12 protein-coding genes and 1 pseudogene are annotated in these 19,516 nt (G+C 75.8%); 3 read left to right on the forward strand and 10 right to left on the reverse strand.

Annotated features, from left to right (window positions below):
- Positions 1 to 4: 4 nt before the first annotated feature.
- Positions 5 to 1,387, reverse strand: coding sequence for a hydroxymethylcytosylglucuronate/cytosylglucuronate synthase (locus tag OG550_RS03735; RefSeq protein WP_327674450.1), 1,383 nt, complete (start codon positions 1,385 to 1,387; stop codon positions 5 to 7).
- 330 nt (positions 1,388 to 1,717) lie between these two features.
- Between OG550_RS03735 and OG550_RS03740 the strand changes: the two genes are divergently transcribed.
- Positions 1,718 to 3,358 (forward strand): ATP-binding cassette domain-containing protein, encoded by a 1,641-nt coding sequence (locus OG550_RS03740; RefSeq protein WP_327674452.1) that lies wholly within the window; start codon positions 1,718 to 1,720, stop codon positions 3,356 to 3,358.
- A 63-nt stretch (positions 3,359 to 3,421) separates the two neighbouring features.
- Here the strand turns inward: OG550_RS03740 and OG550_RS03745 are convergent, their stop codons facing one another.
- From OG550_RS03745 to OG550_RS03755, 3 genes are all read right to left on the reverse strand, one after another.
- On the reverse strand, positions 3,422 to 4,441 hold the full coding sequence (locus tag OG550_RS03745) for an LLM class flavin-dependent oxidoreductase (protein ID WP_327674454.1): 1,020 nt from the start codon (positions 4,439 to 4,441) through the stop codon (positions 3,422 to 3,424).
- 250 nt (positions 4,442 to 4,691) lie between these two features.
- Complete coding sequence (locus OG550_RS03750; RefSeq protein ID WP_327674456.1) at positions 4,692 to 5,339, reverse strand: hypothetical protein; 648 nt, start codon at positions 5,337 to 5,339, stop codon at positions 4,692 to 4,694.
- Positions 5,333 to 6,865, reverse strand: coding sequence for a hypothetical protein (locus OG550_RS03755; protein WP_327674459.1), 1,533 nt, complete (start codon positions 6,863 to 6,865; stop codon positions 5,333 to 5,335). The genes OG550_RS03750 and OG550_RS03755 overlap by 7 nt, the downstream gene beginning before the upstream one ends.
- A 209-nt stretch (positions 6,866 to 7,074) precedes the next feature.
- Here OG550_RS03755 and OG550_RS03760 point away from each other — a divergent pair, with 209 nt between their 5' ends.
- Positions 7,075 to 7,836, forward strand: a complete 762-nt coding sequence (locus OG550_RS03760) for a class I SAM-dependent methyltransferase (protein WP_327674461.1) — start codon at positions 7,075 to 7,077, stop codon at positions 7,834 to 7,836.
- Here OG550_RS03760 and OG550_RS03765 read toward each other — a convergent pair.
- Complete coding sequence (locus OG550_RS03765) at positions 7,789 to 8,520, reverse strand: helix-turn-helix domain-containing protein (RefSeq protein ID WP_327674463.1); 732 nt, start codon at positions 8,518 to 8,520, stop codon at positions 7,789 to 7,791. The genes OG550_RS03760 and OG550_RS03765 overlap by 48 nt on opposite strands.
- Positions 8,521 to 8,613: 93 nt before the next feature.
- Positions 8,614 to 9,255, reverse strand: coding sequence for a DUF4360 domain-containing protein (locus OG550_RS03770; RefSeq protein WP_327683683.1), 642 nt, complete (start codon positions 9,253 to 9,255; stop codon positions 8,614 to 8,616).
- 490 nt (positions 9,256 to 9,745) lie between these two features.
- Between OG550_RS03770 and OG550_RS03775 the strand changes: the two genes are divergently transcribed.
- Positions 9,746 to 10,963, forward strand: a complete 1,218-nt coding sequence (locus OG550_RS03775) for a glycosyltransferase (protein ID WP_327674465.1) — start codon at positions 9,746 to 9,748, stop codon at positions 10,961 to 10,963.
- Positions 10,964 to 11,095: 132 nt separating this feature from the next.
- Here OG550_RS03775 and OG550_RS03780 read toward each other — a convergent pair whose 3' ends face one another.
- From OG550_RS03780 to OG550_RS03795, 4 genes and pseudogenes are all read right to left on the reverse strand, one after another.
- On the reverse strand, positions 11,096 to 11,899 hold the full coding sequence (locus tag OG550_RS03780; RefSeq protein WP_327674467.1) for a thioesterase II family protein: 804 nt from the start codon (positions 11,897 to 11,899) through the stop codon (positions 11,096 to 11,098).
- A gap of 179 nt (positions 11,900 to 12,078) precedes the next feature.
- Complete coding sequence (locus OG550_RS03785) at positions 12,079 to 13,254, reverse strand: cytochrome P450 family protein (protein ID WP_327674469.1); 1,176 nt, start codon at positions 13,252 to 13,254, stop codon at positions 12,079 to 12,081.
- A 67-nt stretch (positions 13,255 to 13,321) separates the two neighbouring features.
- Positions 13,322 to 13,828 (reverse strand): nuclear transport factor 2 family protein, encoded by a 507-nt coding sequence (locus OG550_RS03790; protein ID WP_327674471.1) that lies wholly within the window; start codon positions 13,826 to 13,828, stop codon positions 13,322 to 13,324.
- Between the two features lie 84 nt (positions 13,829 to 13,912).
- Positions 13,913 to 19,480 (reverse strand): annotated as a pseudogene (locus tag OG550_RS03795) (type I polyketide synthase); the annotation flags it as partial.
- Positions 19,481 to 19,516 lie beyond the last annotated feature (36 nt).

Genomic DNA, 19,516 nt, shown 5'->3' on the forward strand with positions numbered 1-19,516 from the left:
CGGGTCAGCCGGGCGGACCGGCCGCCCCCAGGGCCCCGATCAGGGCCTCGGCCACCTGGGCCGCACCCCCGGTGCCGACCGCCGCCGTCAGCGCGCCCCAGTCCTCGACCCCGGCGGACCGGCGCAGCGCCTCCACGACGCCGTCGCGCAGGGCGCGGCCGACGGCCCGCCGGTCGTCGCCCAGCGCCGCGGCGCCGATCGCGCCGTAGATCAGCTCCAGGGCGTGGTCCTCCCCCTCGGACCGCAGCGCCAGCGCCTCGTCCTCGGCGAGCACGTCCTTGGGCCAGAGCACCCGCAGCCGGGCCTTCAACGCCTGGCTGTGGTAGCGGCCGTTGAAGATCTGGCTGAGGTTCTGCGGCGGCAGGCAGACGGTGGGGACGCCCAGCCCGCCCGCCTCCAGCAGCGTGGTGAGGCCGGGCGAGGTGAGCAGGACGTCGCAGTCGGCCAGCCGCTCCAGGAACGCCCCGTGCCCGAGCGGGCCGGTGGTCGTCCGGGGCGGGGCGATCGAGGCGTCGACCAGCCGGCCGGCCAGGTCGGCGGGCAGGTTCCCGGCGATGTGCACCTCGTCGACCCCGAGGGCGGCGAGGGCCTCCAGGGCGGCGGGGACGACCAGGCGCGGGTAGTGCCCGGGATCGCCGAGCCGCGGCGCCCGCAGGCCGCCCAGGCTGACGAGCGCCCTGCGGTACGGGCCGGCGGCGCTCCGCCCGGCCCCGCCGGCCCCGGCGGCGCGTCCGGCGTCCGCTCCCCGGACGCCGGCACGCTCCGGCGGCGCCGTCCGGGGCCCCGCGATGACGGCCTCGACCCAGCGCAGCGCCCGGGCGTCGGCCAGGACGTCCAGGCACTCGGTCGGCAGCTCCACGCTCTTCTGCGCGCAGTAGACCGTCGCGTCCAGCGGCAGTGCGTCCCGGTCCCCCTCCGACCAGAGGAACGGCAGGCTGTCGACGAACACCGTCGGCACGCCGGCCGCCAGCAGCGCCTTCGCGGCCGCGCCGTCGAGGACGACCACGGCGGCCCTGACGTCCTGGGCCCGGACGATCTCCCGGACGGCGGCGGCCAGCCGGCCGGGGTCGTCCGGCAGGTCGTACCAGCCGTCGACGGTGTGCTCGGCGAGCAGCGGCCGGCCGAGCCCCGAGGCCAGCCCGACGAACCGCAGCGGCGGGGCGGGACCGTCCCGGAGCGCGGTGAGGACCGCGCTGAGCTTCCCCGAACTGCCCCATCCGAACTCGGCCCCGACCAGGGCGACGGTGGCGGGCCCGGACCGCGGGGCGCGGCCCCCGGCCCGGTGCCCGGCGTCGTGCCCGGCGCGGCTTCCGGCGTGGTTCCCGGCATCGCCCCCCACGTCGTTCCCGGCGTGGTTCTCGGCGTGCGCAGTGACATCGGACGGCATCGGTTGTCTCTCGCATTCCTGGGACGGCCGACAGGGTGGTGGGCGGAGCGGGTGCGGCGCCACGCTTGCGCGGGGCCGCCCCGGAGGGGTCACGCACCCCGCCGCGCACCCGGTGCGGCGGGGTTCCTTCGGGCACAACCGTTACGCATACGGCCGACCGGCACAAGGGTCCGGCGCGGCATTCAGACTCACGAGTGAATAGCCCGATCGAGCGACTAACTATCATCAGATGATTGCGAGTTGATGATCCGTCGGAGAATCGCCGACCCGTCGCGGCCGACCCCGAAATCGGATCGCCCACCGAGCGCCGGGCGGCTAGGATCCGCTCCCATGGGCTACCTCGAAGCCACCGGCCTCGGTCACGTTCTCGCCGACGGTCGCGAGCTGTTCCACGACGTCTCCTTCCGCGTACCGGCCGGCGAAACGGTCGCCCTCATCGGCGACAACGGCGCGGGCAAGACCACACTGCTGCGCACGCTCTCGGGCGAGCTCCCGGCCCAGCAGGGGTCGTTCCGCGCCCAGGGCGCGCTCGCCGTCATGCCGCAGTTCATCGGCAGCCTGCGCGACGACCGCACGGTCCGGGACCTCCTGCTCACCGTCGCCCCGCCACCGCTGCGGGCCGCCGCCGCCGGCCTCGACACGGCCGAGCTCGCCATGATGGAGACGGACGACGAGCCCACCCAACTCCGCTACGCCCAGGCCCTGGTGGACTGGGGCGAGGCCGGCGGGTACGACTACGAGGTGCTCTGGGACACCGTGACGGTCGCCGCGCTCGGCACCCCGTTCCAGGTCGCGCAGTACCGCGAGGTCTCGACGCTGTCCGGCGGCGAGCAGAAGCGGCTGGTCCTGGAGGCACTGCTCAGGGGTCCGGCCGAACTGCTGCTGCTCGACGAGCCGGACAACTACCTGGACGTCCCCGGCAAGCGCTGGCTGGAGGAGCAGCTCGCCCAGACCCGCCAGGGCGTGCTGCTGATCACCCACGACCGCGAGGTGCTGAGCCGGACGGCCGGCCAGGTCGTGACGCTGGAGGGCGGGTCCGCCTGGACCCACGGCGGCGGGTTCGCCACCTGGGCGGAGGCCCGGGAGGCCCGCTGGCAGCGCGCGGCGGAGCTGCGGCAGCGCTGGAGCGAGAAGCACGAGCAGCTCAAGGAGCTGGTCCGGACCCTGCGCCAGCAGTCGTCCATCAGTGACGAGATGGCCTCGCGCTACCACGCGGCCCAGACCAGGCTGGCGAAGTTCGAGGCGGTCGGGCCGCCGCCCGCCCCGCCCCGGCGGCAGCGGGTCGCCCCGGACCTCCGCGGCGGCCGGACCGGTGTCCGGGCCGTCACCTGCCGCGAGCTGGAACTCAGCGGGCTGATGCGGCCGTTCGACCTGGAGGTGTTCTTCGGCGACCGGGTCTGCGTGCTGGGTTCGAACGGCTCGGGCAAGAGCCACTTCCTCCGCCTGCTGGACGAGGCCGCCGGGGACGCGGAGCCGACGGTGGCGCACACCGGGGAGTGCCGCCTGGGCGCGCGCGTGCGGCCCGGGCTGTTCGCCCAGACGCACCGGCACCCGGAGTGGGCCGGCCGGACCCCGGCCGAGATCCTCGGCGCCGGCGAGGGCGACCGCGACGGGCTCGACCTCGAACGGGCGATGTCGGCCCTGAGCCGCTACGGGCTGGCCGGCGCCGGGCGCCAGAACTTCGAGACCCTGTCGGGCGGGCAGCAGGCCCGCTTCCAGATCCTGCTGCTGGAACTGGCCGGTGCCACGCTGCTGTTGCTGGACGAACCGACCGACAACCTGGACCTCATCTCCGCCGAGGCACTGGAGGAGGCCCTGGCCGCCTTCACCGGGACGGTGGTGGCGGTCACCCACGACCGCTGGTTCGCCCGGGTGTTCAGCCGTTTCCTGGTCTTCCGGGCGGACGGCCGGGTGGTGGAGGCCGACGAACCGGTCTGGGACGAGGGCCGGGTCAGCCGCGTCCGCAGCTGACCCCCGCCCGGCGCAGCCGCTCGGACCCCGGCGGAGCCCGCCGGGATCCGGCCCGGCGCGGGCTCAGCCGGTCGGCTTCCACCCCAGCGCGGGGGCGAGCCGGGTCGCGATGTCGGTGAGGATCTGCACGTAGTCCCGGTGGCCGAAGGTGAACGGCAGCGCGAAGACGACCTCGTCGACCTCCCGGAACCCGGCGTGGGCGTACAGCCGTTCGGCGATCTCGACGGACGTCCCGACCAGGTCCGCCGCGAACATCGTGCGCCCCGGCCCCTGCGGGACGGCCGTGCGCGCGAGCCGGCTCCGGGCGTACTCCTGGTACTTCGCGCGCTGCTCCGCGGAGGCGCTGTCGGTGGGGATGACCACCAGCCCCTGGGAGACCCTGGCGCGTCCGCCCTCGGGGTGGTGGGCGCGGAAGGCCTCGATCTGCGAGCGCTGGATCTCGGCGAAGTCCTCCGACTCCTCCGCCCGCACGACGTTGCTGGTCAGCAGGCTCAGCCCCTGCTCGCCCGCCCAGCGGGCCGAGCGCAGGCTCCCGCCGCCGTACCAGACGCGGCTCGCGAGGCCGGGCGCGACGGGCTGGACGCGGTCGGAGTAGACCTCGATGCCCTCGACGCCACTGAAGTCGGTGGCGGGCTCGCCCCTGACGAAGTCCAGCAGCCGCCGGACCCGCTCGTAGCCGAACTCCTCGGCCTCGGCGGTGTCCGGGTACAGCGCGGGCGCGACCTGGTCCCAGTGGCCGGGCCGGCCGACGCTGATGCCGGGGTTGAGCCGGCCGCCGGACAGCAGGTCGGTGGTCGCGAGGTCCTCGGCCAGCCGCAGCGGGTTCTCCCACCCCAGCGGGATGACCGCGGTGCCCAGCTGGATGCGGCGGGTGCGCTGCGAGGCCGCCGCGAGCACCGCGACGGGCGAGGAGATGCCGTACTGGAGGTGCCGGTGGCGCACCCAGGCGCTGTCGAACCCGAGCTGCTCGCCGAGTTCGATGAGCTGGAGCGTCGACTCGTGCCCCCGGGCGGGGTCCGCGGGGTCGAACAGCCCGATGGTCAGGAAGCCCAGCTTGCGAAGGGGCTGCGAAGGCGACGGCACCGGTTCCTCCGTTATCCGCGACGGGCTCGGCACGGCGCGGCGCGGTTCGACTGTTCACGGCCCGGAGACCGATCGCCGGGCGTCCGGCCACACTCACACGCGGTCGCAAGACGATCAAGTGGCGTACCGGAAACGTCATCGGGAGCAACACGCCCGTGACAGCACCGCAGCAGTCAGACCGCGCGGGCGCGGGCGGCCGGCACCGTCGAGCACCCCGCCGCCGCCCCGTTCCCGCCCCGGCGCCCGCCCCTCACTCCGCCCGGTCGGCCCGGTCGGCGCTGCGGAACAGCGGCTTCCCGGCGTGCAGCCGCCGGCAGATCCGCCGGTAGCTCGGCCGCCCGAGCTTGGGCAGCCGACCCTCCCGGGCCCGCTTCGCGCCCCCGTCGTACAGCTGCGGGACGAGGATCTCCCGCGCGGCCCTCAGCTGCTCCTTCGTCGGGTCGTAGGAGTCGATCCCGACCTCCAGCTCGCCCGTGCCGTAGGAGGCGGACTTGTCGTCCAGGACCAGCGCCCGCCCGTGGACGGCTCCCGCCACCTCGAAGGTGAAGTCGTTGTAGTAGCCGCAGACCATGCCCTCGGCCCGCAGGTCTCCCCCGACGTACACCGACCCCCAGGAGACGAGGTCGCGCAGGACGAGGTCGCCGAGGACGACCAGCATGCCGATCCGGGAGACGTAGTCGTCCACGAAGCCGTGCACCACGAGGTCGCCGTCCACGATCAGCGCCACGTCGTGGTCGAGGTCCTCCGGCACGACCAGGTCGCCGTGGTGGACGTACCACCCGTAGCCGGAGTCGTCGAGGTAGTCGGCGATGTTCGTGTGCCGGCCGATGCGTTCGGCGTACGCGCCGGCGTCGGGCAGGCGGTCGAACCGGGCCCGCCAGTCGGAGGTGGTCAGCACGGCTTCGTCCTCTCCCGTCGTGCGGCCGCGCGCAGGGACCGGACCTCCAGCAGGTCGCGGGCCTCGGCGGCGTGGTCGTCGTCCGGACAGCCCGCGATCGCGGCGAGCACGGGCACCGGGAGCCCGGGGTTCTCCATCATCGCGGAGCAGCGGACGCATTCGGCGGCCCAGCCGAGCAGGAGCTCCTGCGGGGCGGCCGGGTTCCTCGCCAGGTCGTCCAGGTGACTGCCCGTCGGCGCCGGGTCGACCGCGCGGGCGAACTCCGCCAGCGCCCCGGGCGGGACGTGCCGGTTGGCGACCGCGCACTGCAGGTGGTAGACGGGGCTGGCGACCATCGCGGCGAGCACCTGCTCCGGCGGCTCCGTCCCCGCGGCGGCCTCGATCCGCTCGAAGCTCGCCCGTTCCTCGCCCTCCTCGACGGTACCCGCGCAGTAGCCGAGCGCGAAGCCGATGAGGAGGTCGGCCGGCCAGTTCGGCTGGGACAGCGCGTTCCCCTGGTGGAAGTACGGGGTCAGCTCCAGCGCGTGCAGGCGGCGCAGCGACCCGGAGGGCGTGGCGGGGTGGTCGAGGACGGTGTGGACGAGTCGGCGGCGCTCCTCCCGCTCGTCGGGGTCGGGCTCCCGGTCCGCGGCGGCATCGGCGGCGGCGAGCCCGGCCAGGGTGTCGACGAGGCGGTCGAGTGCGGCGGGCGGGGCGAGCAGGTTGTCGCCGAGCGCGGCGAGCACTCCTCGGTCGGGGTCGTCCGCGAGCGCGGTGAGGACCGTGACCGGGGTGTACCAGTTGCCCGCCGCCGCGGCCCGCACCCGCGGCTCGGGGTCCGCGGCGAGGCGGGCGAGCGCGGCGGGGTCGTGGTTGCGCCACCGGGCGGCGACCAGTTCCCGGACCACCGGGTCGGGGTCGCCCGCGAGGGCGGTCAGCCGGGGCGCCAGGTCGCGGTGGCCACGGCGCTCGACGGCGGTGCGGCGCACCCGCGGGTCGGGGTCGGTGAGGTCGGCGGAACTGCTGCGCCCGAGCGCCGACAGGACGCGGCGCACGCGCGGGTCCGGGTCGCCGGCCAGCGCGTCGAGCTCCTCGGGCCGCGCGCCCACCCGGCGGGCGACGGTCAGCCGGACGTCCGCGCACCCGTCGGCGACCAGCACGGCGGCGACCGCCCGGGGCAGCTCCTCGCGGGCGGCCAGTGCGCGGCGCACCGCGTCCGAGGGGTCGGTGGCGAGCGCCTCGACGGCCGCCCCGGGTGTCGCCCGGTGCACGGCGGCGGCCCGCCGCACGCCCTCGTCGGGGTGGGCGGCCAGCAGGGCCAGCCGTTCGGGGGCGGTGGCCGGCTGCGCGGCCAGGGCACGGGCGACGGCCGTCCAGGCCGGGCCGCCGGCCTCGGCCCGCAGGGCGAGTTCCTCGGCCAGGTCGGCGGGCAGGCCGATCCGGGAGGCCGCGATCCGCGCGAGCGCGGGGTCGGCGGCCAGCTCGCGCAGCCGTGCCGGCGGCGTCGCGGGCCGCCAGGCCTCGTCCACCAGCGGATCCCTCGTCATGCCGTCCCCTCTTCCCGCCGGTTCCCGGTCGCCGGCCGCCACGGGGCACAGCCTCGCACGTGGGTCCGACGGCACCGCCACCGGCCGGGTGCCGACCGGTGGGCCGGTGGCGGCCGGGTGCGGCGGCCCCGGCGGCGCGACCGCGCCGGACGCCCGGCCGCGAGCGCTTCGTTCAAGACCGCGGGCGGCTCCGCTCCGAGACTGTGCGTATGACCGAACACACCATCGAACACACCACCGGGCACCTCCCCGAGCACACCACCGAACACACCGCCGAGCACACCGCCGAGCACACCGCCGGACACGGGGCGGAACCGACGGCGGGCCGCGACTTCACCCCCGCGCTGGGCCGGTTCGCCCCGCCCCGCTACTACGACTCCGTGATCGCCCTGACCCGGGAGCGGCTGTGGCGCGGGCTGCTCGCCATGCACGCGGCGCCGCGGCCCGGCGAGGTGGTCCTCGACGTGGGCACCGGCACCGGCTCGCTCGCCCTGCTGGTGAAACGGATCGAACCGCAGGCCCGGGTGGTCGCCGTCGACCCCGACCGCGAGGTGCTGGCGCTGGCGCGGCGCAAGGCGGACGCGCGCGGTGCGGAGGTCGAGTGGCGGGTGGGCATGGGCGACGCGCTGACGGACGTCCTCGGCGCGGGCTCGGTGGACACGGTCGTCTCCGGCCTGGTGCTCCACCAGTGCCCCGTCCCGGTGAAGCGGGCGATCCTCGCGTCGATGGCCGAGGTGCTGCGGCCCGGGGGGAGGCTGGTGATCGCCGACTTCGGGTTCCAGCGGACGCCGTTGATGCGGCTGGCGTTCCGGGTGGTGCAGCTGGCGGACGGGAAGGCCGACACCCAGCCCAACGCCGACGGCGTCCTGCCGGGGCTGATCGCCGGGGCCGGGTTCGGGGACGTCCGCGAGGCCGAGGTGGTCTCAACGGTCAACGGTTCGATCTCCGTCTACGTCGCCCGGCGCGGCTGACGGGTGCAGGGCGCGCAGGACGGCCGAGGGCGTGAGACCGATCATCTCGCGCATCTGCCGGCTGAGGTGCGCCTGGTCGGCGAAGCCCCCGGTGCTCGCGGCCTCGGCGAGCGACTGCCCCTCGCACAGGGCGTCGGCCGCGCGGGCCAGTCGCCGCCAGATCCGCCAGCGGGCGAGCGGCATGCCCAGCTCCTGCCGGGCCAGGGCGCGCAGGCGCTGGGGCGAGAGCCCGACCCGGGCGGCGAGGTCCGGCATCGGCAGGCTCCGGACCGCCAGCAGGTCCAGCGCCGCCGAGAGCCGGGGGTCGAGCCGGTCGGAGGGGCGTCCGCCGGCGTTCCGCAGGTCCGACTCCCGGAGGTGGCGCAGCTCGTGGGCCTCGGTGACGCCGTCGCCGCAGCGGTCGCGCAGCCGGTCCGCGAAGGCGCAGTGCGGGTCGACGAAGAACGTCCGCAGCTGCGGCACCGCGAGCATGCGGTGCCGCACCATCGGGGGGACGACCAGTGCCGCGGCCCGGTGGCGGGTGCCGTGGGCGTCGACCACGGTGACCTCGCCCCGGACCGCGATGGCGATCTGGAAGGCGGCGTGCCGGTGGAGGCTGCCGTCGGCCGTCGCCCGGCCCTGGAAGCACGCGTACCCGTGTCCCACCGCGAAGCACGGCGCCACCTGTTCACTCCCTGCCCCCATGTCCCCGATCCTGCCAGTCGGTCGCCGCTCCGGCGAGGCCGGGCCCGCGGTGGTCCCCCGGGCCGCGTGCCCGCCCCGCCGGGGGCGGTCCGGTCAGGGGCAGCGCTTCCAGGCGAGGTGGTAGACCGTGTTGACGCTGCCGTCGGTGGAGTCCATGGTCATGAAGCTGGTGGTCCTGGTGGTGTCCGAGGTGCCGGCGCTGACCCGGATCTCGGTGTTGATGTTGAAGTTGCGGAGCTCTCCGCAGGGCGCCCAGACCAGGGCGGCGACGGCGACGGTGTCGGTCGCCTGCCAGCTGTCGTCGAGGGTCCCGGCGAACCGGTGGCTGAGCGAGGCGGTCTCGGGCGAGCCCTGGAAGTAGTAGTTGGCCTTCTGGACGGCGCTCGCGCCCTTCTCCAGGTGGGCGAAGCCGCGGTAGTCGGCGGAGGCGATCGCGTAGGTGAAGCCCTGCGGCACGTGGACGTTGAGGTTCAGCTGACAGTTCTTCCGGAAGTCGGTGGGCTTGGAGCCGAGGCCGACCTGCGCCACGTACTGGCTGTAGGTCACGGTGAAGGCCGTGTTGTCCGGGGAGATCGCGATCGCGGCCGTTCCGGCCGGGCAGCCGGAGCCGTTGACGGTGGCGACGTCGATGACGATCTTGTCCGGCGGAGGGGTGGTCCAGCCGGTGGCGGTGGCACCGGCGGTGCCGGCCGACGAGGTGGCGAGCAGTGCCGCGGCGGCGGCGCCGACGGCCATGAGGCGTACGTTCACGGGCGTTTCCTTCCGTTCGACCGCCGACTCCCGGTGACGCACCCCCACGTGCGGACCCGGCCGGCTTGTCACGTACATGTCAGCACGCCGACTCCACCTCGTACAGGGGAGCGAAACAGCGCACCCCGAAGCGCCGGGGCGGGCCCACCGGCGCCCGCCCCCGCGTCCGCGCCCCTCCCGGCCAGCCGATGAGCATTCCAACGCGCTCTCGCCGAAGGCCTTTCGGCGGAATCCCCATGCACGAGGGCGCCGGAGGAAATCCGCAGCGCGGAATGGCAGGAGGGAAGAGCGGGACGATTCACCGCTGTCCGGAGATCCCGGAGGGAGGACCTCCGTCCTCGGAGGCGTGGACGGGGGGATGAATCCGCTCCCCGCCACTCTCAACTTATAACCCATCAGGGGACTTGCGGCAAGGCCCCCGTGATGACGCAGAATCTCCGCTCGTAGTCGGAACCTGCGGAAATCGGAGTACGGAATGCGTGTGCTGTTGTCTGCCTACGATTCGCGCGGGGGCGTCGAGCCGCTGGCGGCACTCGCGGTGCGGTTGCGGGAACTCGGCGCGGAGGTGCGGGTGTGCGCGCCGCCGGACGAGGAGTTCGCGAAGCGGCTGGCCGGGGTCGGCGTGGAGGCGGTGCCGACCGGCCGGTCGGTGCGCGACCTGGTGACCGGGAGGACGCCGCCCTCCCCCGGGGGCCTGCCCCGGCGCGCGGCCGACCTGGTCGCCGCGTTCCACGAGAACGTCACCGCCGCCGCCGAGGGGTGCGACGTGCTGCTGGCGACCGGCCTCGTGCCGGCCGTGGCCGGGGTGAAGTCGGTGGCCGAGAAGCTGGGGATCCGCTACGTCTACGCGAGCTACCAGCCGGTCAGCCTGCCGTCGCCGCACCACCCGCCGATGCCCCGGCCGGGCCGCCCGCTCCCGCCCGGCGTCACCGACAACCGGATCCTGTGGGACCGGGACGCCCGGGACGCGCAGGACGTGTTCGGCGACGCGGTCAACACCCACCGGGTGTCGGTCGGCCTGCCGCCCGTGGACAACGTCCGCGACCACGTCTTCACCGACCGTCCGTGGCTGGCCGCCGACCCGCTCCTGGCCCCGTGGGAGCAGCCGGCGGACCTCGACGTGGTGCAGACCGGCGCGTGGGTCCTGCCGGACGACCGCCCGCTCCCGGCCGACCTGACGGCCTTCCTGGACGCGGGCGCGCCGCCGGTGTACGTGGGCTTCGGCAGCATCCCGCTGCAGGACCCGGAGGAGGTCACGCGGGCGGCCGTCGAGGCGGTCCGCGCCCGGGGCCGCCGGGCGGTCCTCTCCCGCGGCTGGGCCGACCTGGACGCGACCGACGACCGGGACGACTGCTTCGTCGTCGGCGAGGTCAACCACCAGGCGCTGTTCCGCCGGGTGGCCGCCGTCGTGCACCACGGCGGCGCGGGCACCACGACGACGGCCACCCTGGCCGGGGCGCCGCAGGTGGTGGTGCCCCAGGGCGCCGACCAGCCCTACTTCGCGGGGCGGGTGGCCGGCCTGGGCATCGGCGCGGCCCACGACGGACCGGTCCCGACCGCCCGGTCCCTGTCGGCCGCGCTGGAGACCGCCCTGGCCCCGGAGACCCGCGAGCGGGCGACCGCCGCGGCCGGGGCGTTCCGGACCGACGGGGCCGCGGTGGCCGCCCGGCTGCTGCTCGACGCGGTCGGCTGAGGACCGCCGCCGGGAGATCCGGTCCACGGCCGCCGGGGCCGCGGGGGGGGGTGTCACCCCGTCCCCCCGGCGGCCGGTCCGGCCGAGGACGGGGAGCACGGGACGGGGCGGCCCCACCGCGGCCGGCGGGGCTCAGCCGAGGTCGGCGTCCGCCGTTCCCGGACCGGACGGGGCGGCGGCCCGGAACGCGGCGAGCTCCTCGGAGAGCGCCCTGGTCACCGCACCCGCCTCGGAGGCCAGGTAGAAGTGGCCGCCGGGGAAGCTCCGGAGCCGGAACCCGCCGTCGGTGAGCTCGGACCAGCGCTCCGCCTCCGCCCGGGTCACCTGCGGGTCGGCGTCCCCGGTGAAGACGGTGACCGGGGCGCGCAGCGCCGCCCCGGCGCGGTGGACGTAGGTCTCCACCGCCGTGTAGTCGGCCCGCAGGCTCGGCAGGATCATCTGCTGGATGTCCTCGTCCTGCAGCAGCGCCGAGTCGGTGCCGTTCAGCCGCTGGATCTCGGCGAGGACGCCCGCGTCGTCCCGCAGGTGCACCGTCTCGTGCCGGACGGTCGTCGGCGACCGCCGGCCCGAGGCGATCAGACCGAGCAGCCGGACGGCGGACTCCTTCTCCAGCCGGCGGGCGGTCTCGTAGGCGAGGACGGCACCCATGCTGTGCCCGAAGAACACCACCGGGCGCTCGGTCAGGGCGCCGAGCACCTCGCTGAGCGCCTCGACCAGCCGGTCGACGCTGTCGAGGCACGGCTCGGACCTGCGGTCCTGCCGGCCCGGGTACTGGAGGGACAGCACCTCGACACCGGGGGCGAGCGCGGCGGACAGCGGCTGGAAGTAGCTCGCGGAGCCGCCGGCGTGCGGGAACGCGACCAGGGTGAGGCCGGCGTCGGGGGCAGGGTGGTACTGCCTGAGCCAGAGTCGGCTCAGCTCCTGGAGGTCGGACATGCGGTGGATCCGTTCTCGTGGTCGGGTCGCCCCCGGGGACGGACGTCGGGGGCGGGCGGCGGGGTGGGACTCCGAGCAGTCTGTCGGTAGGGCGTCCGCCGCGTAAAGGACGGGCCGGGTCGGGCCCGGTGGCGGGCGGTCAGGCCCGGTGGCGGGCGGTCAGGCCCGGTGGCGGGCGGTCAGGCCCGGTAGCGCACCGGGAGCTCGGCGAGCCCGCGCAGGAAGTCGGAGGAGCGCCAGCTCAGCTGCTCGGGGGCGACGGCGAGTTCGAGGACGGGGAAGCGGGCCAGGACCTCGTTCAGCGCGACCTTGATCTCCTGCCGGGCCAGTTGCTGGCCGAGGCAGAAGTGCGGGCCGTGGCCGAAGCCGAGGTGCGCCGAGGTCGGCCGGGAGATGTCGAAGGCGTGCGGGTCCTCGCGCACGGCCGGGTCGCGGTTGGCGGCCGACAGCAGGAACCGGACCAGCTCGCCCTCGCGGATGACGACGCCGCCGGCCTCGACGTCGGTCAGCGCGACGCGGTTGGTGGTCGACAGCAGCGACCCCCGGTAGCGCAGCGCCTCCTCGACGGTGCCGGCCGCCAGCGACGGATCGGCCCGCAGGCCGGCCAGCTGGTCCTCGCGGGTGAGCAGTTCCAGCAGTGCGCTGGCGATGACGTAGGCGGTGGTGACGTGGCCGGCGAACAGCAGCACCGAGCCGAAGCCGACGAGTTCCTCCCGGGTGAGCGAGGAGCCGTCGTCGAGTTCGGCGGTGACGAGCTCGCTCAGCAGGTCGTCGGTGGGCCGGGCGCGCTTGGCCTCGACGAGGTTGGTGCAGTAGGCCGCGAACGCGTCCTTCGCGGCCTCGCGGACCGGCGCGGACGGCGAGTCCATGTTCCTGACCCGGGTGTGGAACACCTCGCGGTCGGCCAGCGGGACCCCGAGCAGCTCGCAGATCACCTCCAGCGGGAAGGGGTTGGCGAACCCCTCGATGAGGTCGACGGTCCCCTCGGCCGGCAGCCGGTCGAGGATGCCGCGGGCGATGTCGACCAGCCGCGGTTCGAGCCGGCGGACCGTCCGGGACGCGAACGCGGCGCTGACCAGCCGGCGGTAGCGGGCGTGGTCGGGGTTGTCCTGCTCGAAGAGCACGATCGGGCCGTCGGGGGTCTGGGCGGCGCTCGGCGCGTGCGTGTGGAGGTCGTTGGAGAGCCGGGAGTCGCCGAGGAGACGGCGGGTCAGCGCGGCGTCGAGGACGGTCCACGCCTCGACGCCGTCGGCCTGCCGGGTGCGGATCACGGGGTACCGGCGGGCGAGCTGCCCGAGTTCGCGTTCGGCGTCGGGGAGCGAGGAGACCTGGACGAGGTCGAGGACGGGGATCACGGTGGTCCTTCCTGCGAACCGTGGGGCGGGGGCCGGGTGCGGGGCCGGGGCGGGGGCCGGGCGGTCGTCAGAGGGCGGGGACCGGCGGCAGCTCGCGGAGCCACAGGTGCCGGCTCGCGATGCGCCAGCGCCGCCCCTCCTTCTCCAGGAGGTCGACGTACGAGCCGCTGCGGCCCGGCTCCTGGCGGCCGTCGTCGAACGCGAAGGCGACGGACAGCAGGGACCGCGCCTCGGCCGTGGTCCCGTCGATCCGGACGATCACCGTGTTGGTGGTGAGGTGGCGCTGGTGGGCGCCGCGGACGTCGACGTTGTGCCGGTACAGCGCGGCCATCGCCGCCACGATGTGCCCGCGCGTGGTCACCGCGGGCGGGAAGCCCTCCGGCTGGGGCGTGAAGGTGAAGGTCGCGTCCTCGGTGAAGAGGTCGCCGAGCGCCTCGAAGTCACCCGAGTCGTAGAACAGGCTGTAGGCGGCGATCACGTCCTGGATCGCCGCCCGGTCGACGAGGAACCCCGGGTCGAGGTGCTCGGTCGATCCGGGGACGAGGCGGGTCCGGGCGGGTGCGGTGTCGGTCATCTGCGGGGTTCCCCTTTGCTGAGAGGTGTCGCGCGTCCGGGAGGTGTCGCGCGGGCCGAACGGGTCGGTGCGGGCCGGGCGGTGTCAGCGGGCCGGCGCGGTGAGGCCCGCGATCCACTCGCGGACGGCCGCGCCGGTCTGCGCCGCGTGCTCGCCGATCATGGTGCAGTGGTCGCCCTCGACCTCCAGGGCGGTGTGCTCGTACGGCCAGGACGAGCGCCACTCCTCGCCGGTCATCGGCTCGTCGGGCGACCCGGGCACGCAGCGGGACGGCCGGACGAAGAGCGTGGGCACCGCGGTCCGCTCCGGCTCCCAGCCGCGGAACATCCGCCGGTACCGGCCGATCGCCGTGAGCCCCACGTACCCGAGCGCCGTGAACGCCTGCCGGCGGACGATGACCTCGTAGTTCATCGCCTTGCGCATGCTCCGCGACATGGTGGCTGGCAGGTAGGTGTCCAGCAGGACGAGGCCCGCCGGCCGGGTGCCGCCCGCCTGCAGCCGGGCGGCGACGCCCTGGGCGAGCCAGCCGCTGGACGAGTAGCCGAGCAGCACGAACGGCTCGTCGCCCGCGCACCGCAGGGTCGCCGCGGTGAGCACGTCGAGCAGGACGTCACGGGAGGCGGCCAGCGGCTCGTCGGCGCGGAAGCCGGGGACGGTGAGCACGGCGGTGCCGGAGAACCCGTCGAAGGCGGTCGCCAGCCGGCCGAACTGGATGGCGCCGTCGACCGGCGCGAACGGCGGGAAGCAGATCAGCACCGGCTGCCCGGAGCCCTGCGACATCCGGACGAAGCCCGGGGTCCCGGCGAGCCGCGCCGGGTCCTCGCTGGTCTCGCGCAGGCCCGAGGCGCCGACCAGCAGGGACTCCGCGTCGTCCATCTGGCCGCGCAGGGCGAGGTTGCGGTAGACGGAGCCGAGCAGTTCGTTGGAGTCCTCGGCGCCCGGCGCCGGGTGCGCCGTGCGGCGGGCGGCGGATCCGTCGCCGAGGGCTTCGGCGAGGTGCGCGGCGAGGGCGGCGGGGGTCTCGTGGTCGTAGAGGAGGGTCGACGCGAGGTCGAGTCCGGTGGCGGCGGTCAGCCGGTTGCGGAGTCCGACGGTGGCGAGCGAGTCGAACCCCAGCTCGCGGAAGGGCTGTTCGGGGTCGACCGCCCCGGCGTCGGCGTGGCCGAGCTGCGCGGCGACCTCGGTGCGGACGAGGTCGAGCAGTTCGGCGGCGAGGAGTGCGGGGGACCGTTCGGCGGACCGCTCCCAGCGCGGCCGCCCTCCGCTCCCGTCCTCGGGGGCGGGCGCCGGTCCGGCGGCGGCGACGAGTCCGGTGATCAGCGGTCGGGGGCGGGCGGCCGTGTAGCTCTGGGCGAGCAGGGCCCAGTCGACGTCGGCGACCGTCGCGTGGGCCAGGTCCTCGTCGAGGGCCTGGCCGAGGGCGGCCAGCGCGGTGGCGGGCGCCATCGGGCGGACGCCCAGGCGGTCGAGGTGGCGGCCGGCCGCGCCGTCGGCCATGCCGCCGGCCGCCCAGGGCCCCCAGGCGACGGCCGTCGCGGTGAGCCCGCGCTCGCGGCGCCGGAGGGCGAGCGCGTCGAGGTAGGCGTTGGCGGCCGCGTACGCCCCCTGGGCCGTGCCGCCCCAGACGCCCGCGCCGGAGGAGTAGAGGACGAACGCGTCGAGGCTCGCGGTGCCGAACAGCTCGTCCAGGGCCAGTGCTCCGGCGACCTTGGCCGTGACGGTGTCGGCGATGGCGGCGTGGCTCGTGTCGGCCAGCCGGGCGGGTCCGGCCACGCCCGCGGCGTGCACCACGGTCCGGATGTGCGGGAGTTCGCCTTCCAGGAGGCCGCGCAGCCGGGCGGACGCGTCCGGGGCGGTGAGGTCGCAGGCGAGCGGCACCAGGTCGGCGCCGGAGGCGGCGAGTTCGGCGCGCAGCCCGTCCAGCCCGGGGGTGTCGGGGCCGCGGCGGCCGAGGACCAGGACGCGTTCGGCGCCGTGCGCGGCCAGCCAGCGGGCGGTGTGGGCGCCGAGTGCGCCCGTGCCGCCGGTGATCAGCGCGGTGCCGCCGGTCCGCCACGGGCCGGCGGGGCGGGCGGGGCGGGCGGGCACGGTGTCGTCGGCCGCTGTCCTGGTCAGCCGGCGGACGAAGGTGCCGAGCGGGCGGATCGCGATCTGGTCCTCCGCGCCGGGGCCGGCCAGCACGGCGGCGAGGACGGCCAGGGCGCGGGCGTCGGGGGCGGCCGGCAGGTCGACCAGTCCGCCCCAGCGGTCCGGGTGTTCCAGGCCGATGACGCCGCCGAGGCCCCAGACGCCGGCCCCGACGGCGGATCCGAGGTCCTCGCCGGTGACGGAGACCGCCCCCGCCGTCAGGCACCAGAGCGGGGCACCGGTGCCCGCGTCGCCCAGGGCCTGGACCAGGGTGGCCGTCGCGGTGACGGCGCGGACCAGGCTCCGGCCCTCGTCGTCGGCCGCGCCGCCGTCCCCGTGCTCCGCGCCGAGCAGCGAGACGATCCCCGCGAAGCCCTCCGGACCGCCCGACTCCTGGATCCAGCGGGCGAGTTCGGACCGGTCGGCGGTCTTGGCGTCGACCTCCCGGCGCAGCACCTCGGCGCCGTGGCCGGTCAGCGCGTCGGCCACCGCCTCGCCGGGGCCGCCGCCCGTGGCGGTGTGGACGAGCAGCCAGCGCCCGGACGGTCCGGTGCCGGGCGCGGCGCCGGACCACGGCTCCCAGTGCACCTCGTGGCGCCAGGAGCGGGCGGTGCGTGCGGCGAGGCTGCCCGTGCGCCAGGAGGACAGGGCCGGCAGCAGTGCGGGCAGCGGTGCGTCCTCGGGTACGTCCAGCAGGGCGGCGACCGCGCCGGCGTCGGAGCGCCCGACCACGTCCCAGAAGGCCGCGTCCCCGGGGTCGGTGCCCTGTCCGGTGATCCGCTCGCTGCCCGGCGCGGTGGCGGGCGGTTCGGGTTCGAGCCAGTAGCGCCGCCCCTGGAACGGGTAGGTCGGCAGGTCGACGCGGCGCGCGCCCTCCACGGTGCCGGCCCAGTCGACGGGCGTGCCGCGGACGAACACGGCGGCCAGCCCCGCGGCGAGGGTGGCGACGGGGTCGCGGTCGCGTCGCTGGGTGGCGATGGCCGCCACGTCCTCACCCGCCGTGCACTCCGCCACCATCGCCGTCAACACCGCATCCGGCCCCAACTCCACGAACGTACCGACACCCTCCGCACGCACCGCAGCCACCACATCCCCGAACCGCACCGCATCCCGCACCTGCCGCACCCAGTACTCCGGATCACACACCTCCTCCCCCGACACCAACCGCCCCGTCACATCCGACACCAACCCCACCGACGGCACCGACAACCCCACACCCCCCAAAACCTCCCGCAAACCCCCCAACACCGGCTCCATCAACACCGAATGAAACGCATGCGACACCCTCAAACGCGACGAACGCCACCCCCGCCCCCCACACAACCCCGCCACCACATCAACCGCCCCCACCTCACCCGACACCACCACCGACCCCGGCCCGTTCACCGCCGCGATCCCCACCACACCCACACCCGCACCCACACCCGCCAACAACGCCGCCACCTGCGACTCACCCGCCCCCACCGCCAACATCGCCCCACCCACAGGAAGCCCACCCATCAACCGCGCACGCGCCGCCACCACCGCGACCGCACCCTCCAACGAGAACACCCCCGCCACGAACGCCGCCACGATCCCACCCAACGAATGACCCCCCACCACATCCGGCACCCCCACCCACGAACCCCACAACCGCCACAACCCCACCTCGAACGCGAACAACACCGGCTGCGCCACAGCCGTATCCTCCGACCCCTCCCCCGACCCCTCACCGAGCAACACCCCCCGCACCGAGAACGGCACCACCCCCACGAACGCCGCACACACCTCATCCACCGCCCCCGCGAACACCGGGAACACCTCATACAACTCACGACCGATCCCATGCACCCGACCACCCTGCCCGGTGAACAGCACGGCGTGCTTCACGGCCGACCGGCCACCGGCCCCGGCCGCCCGGGGGACGGCGCCGGTCACCACCACGGGCGCTCCGCCGCGACCGGCCGGGGCGGTGGCGCCTTCGGCCACCGCCGTCAGTCCGGCGGTCAGTTCGGCGAGGTCGCGGCCCAGCACCACCGCGCGGTGCTCCAGGAGGGCGCGACCGGTGACGGACGACCAGGCCACGTCCTCGGGCCGGGGCGGCGGGACCGCCGAGGCGCGGTCCCGCAGCCGGGCGGCCTGGGCCCGGAGGGCCTCGGCGGAGCGGGCCGACAGCACCCACGGGACGAGCCCGCCCACCCCGGCGGCCGGCGTCAGCTGCTCCGGGTCGGCGGACGGCGCCGGGGCCGGCGCCGGGGCCGGGGCCTGCTCCAGGATCACGTGCGCGTTGGTGCCGCTGATGCCGAACGAGGACACCCCCGCCCGGCGCGGCCGGTCCGTCTCCGGCCAGACCCGTTCCTCGGTCAGCAGCTCCACCCGGCCCGCCGACCAGTCCACGTGCGGCGACGGCGCGTCCACGTGCAGCGTCCGCGGCAGCACACCGTGCCGGAGCGCCTCCACCATCTTGATCACACCCGCCACACCCGCAGCGGACTGCGTGTGGCCGATGTTGGACTTCACCGAACCCAGCCACAAGGGCTCCCGACGGCCCTGCCCGTACGTGGCCAGCAGCGCCTGCGCCTCGATCGGGTCGCCCAGCGTCGTCCCGGTGCCGTGCGCCTCCACCGCGTCGACCTCGTCCGCCGACAGGCCCGCGTTGGCCAGCGCCTGCCGGATCACCCGCTGCTGCGAGGGGCCGTTCGGCGCGGAGATCCCGTTGGACGCGCCGTCCTGGTTGACCGCCGAGCCGCGCACCAGGGCCAGGACCGGGTGCCCGTGGCGCACCGCGTCCGAGAGCCGCTCCAGCAGCAGCAGTCCGACGCCCTCGCCCCAGCCGGTGCCGTCCGCCGCGGCCGCGAACGACTTGCAGCGGCCGTCCGCCGCCAGCCCGCGCTGCCGGGAGAACTCGACGAACGCGGTCGGCCGGGCCATCACGGTGACCCCGCCGGCGATCGCCAGGTCGCAGTCGCCCGCCCGCAGGGCCTGCCCCGCCGAGTGCAGCGCGACCAGCGACGAGGAGCAGGCGGTGTCCAGCGTCACCGCCGGGCCCTCCAGCCCGAGCACGTAGGCGACCCGGCCCGACACCACGGACATCGAGCCGCCGGTGACCCGGTAGCCCTCGACTCCGGAGTCCCCGCGGCGGTGCCCGCCGCCGTAGCCGAGGGCGGAGGCGCCGACGAACACGCCCGTCCGGCTGCGGCGCAGTGACAGGGGGTCGATGCCGGCGCGTTCGAGGACCTCCCAGGACGTCTCCAGCAGCAGCCGCTGCTGGGGGTCCATCGCGAGGGCCTCGAACGGCGGGATCCCGAAGAAGCCGGCGTCGAACTCGGCCGCGTCGTGGACGAATCCGCCCTGCCGGGCGGCGGCCCTGCCGAGCGCGCCGCCCCCGTCCCCGTCGGGGTCCCCGTGCCCGTCGGAGTCCCAGCCGCGGTCGGTCGGGAAGCCGGAGACCGCGTCGGTGCCGTCGGCCACGAGCCGCCACAGGTCCTCGGCGGAGCGGACCCCGCCGGGGTACCTGCACCCCGTGGCGACGATCGCGATCGGCTCCCGGGCGGCCTCCTCGGCCTCCTGGAGGCGGTGCCT

Source organism: Kitasatospora sp. NBC_00458 (assembly GCF_036013975.1).
Taxonomy (GTDB): Bacteria; Actinomycetota; Actinomycetes; order Streptomycetales; family Streptomycetaceae; genus Kitasatospora.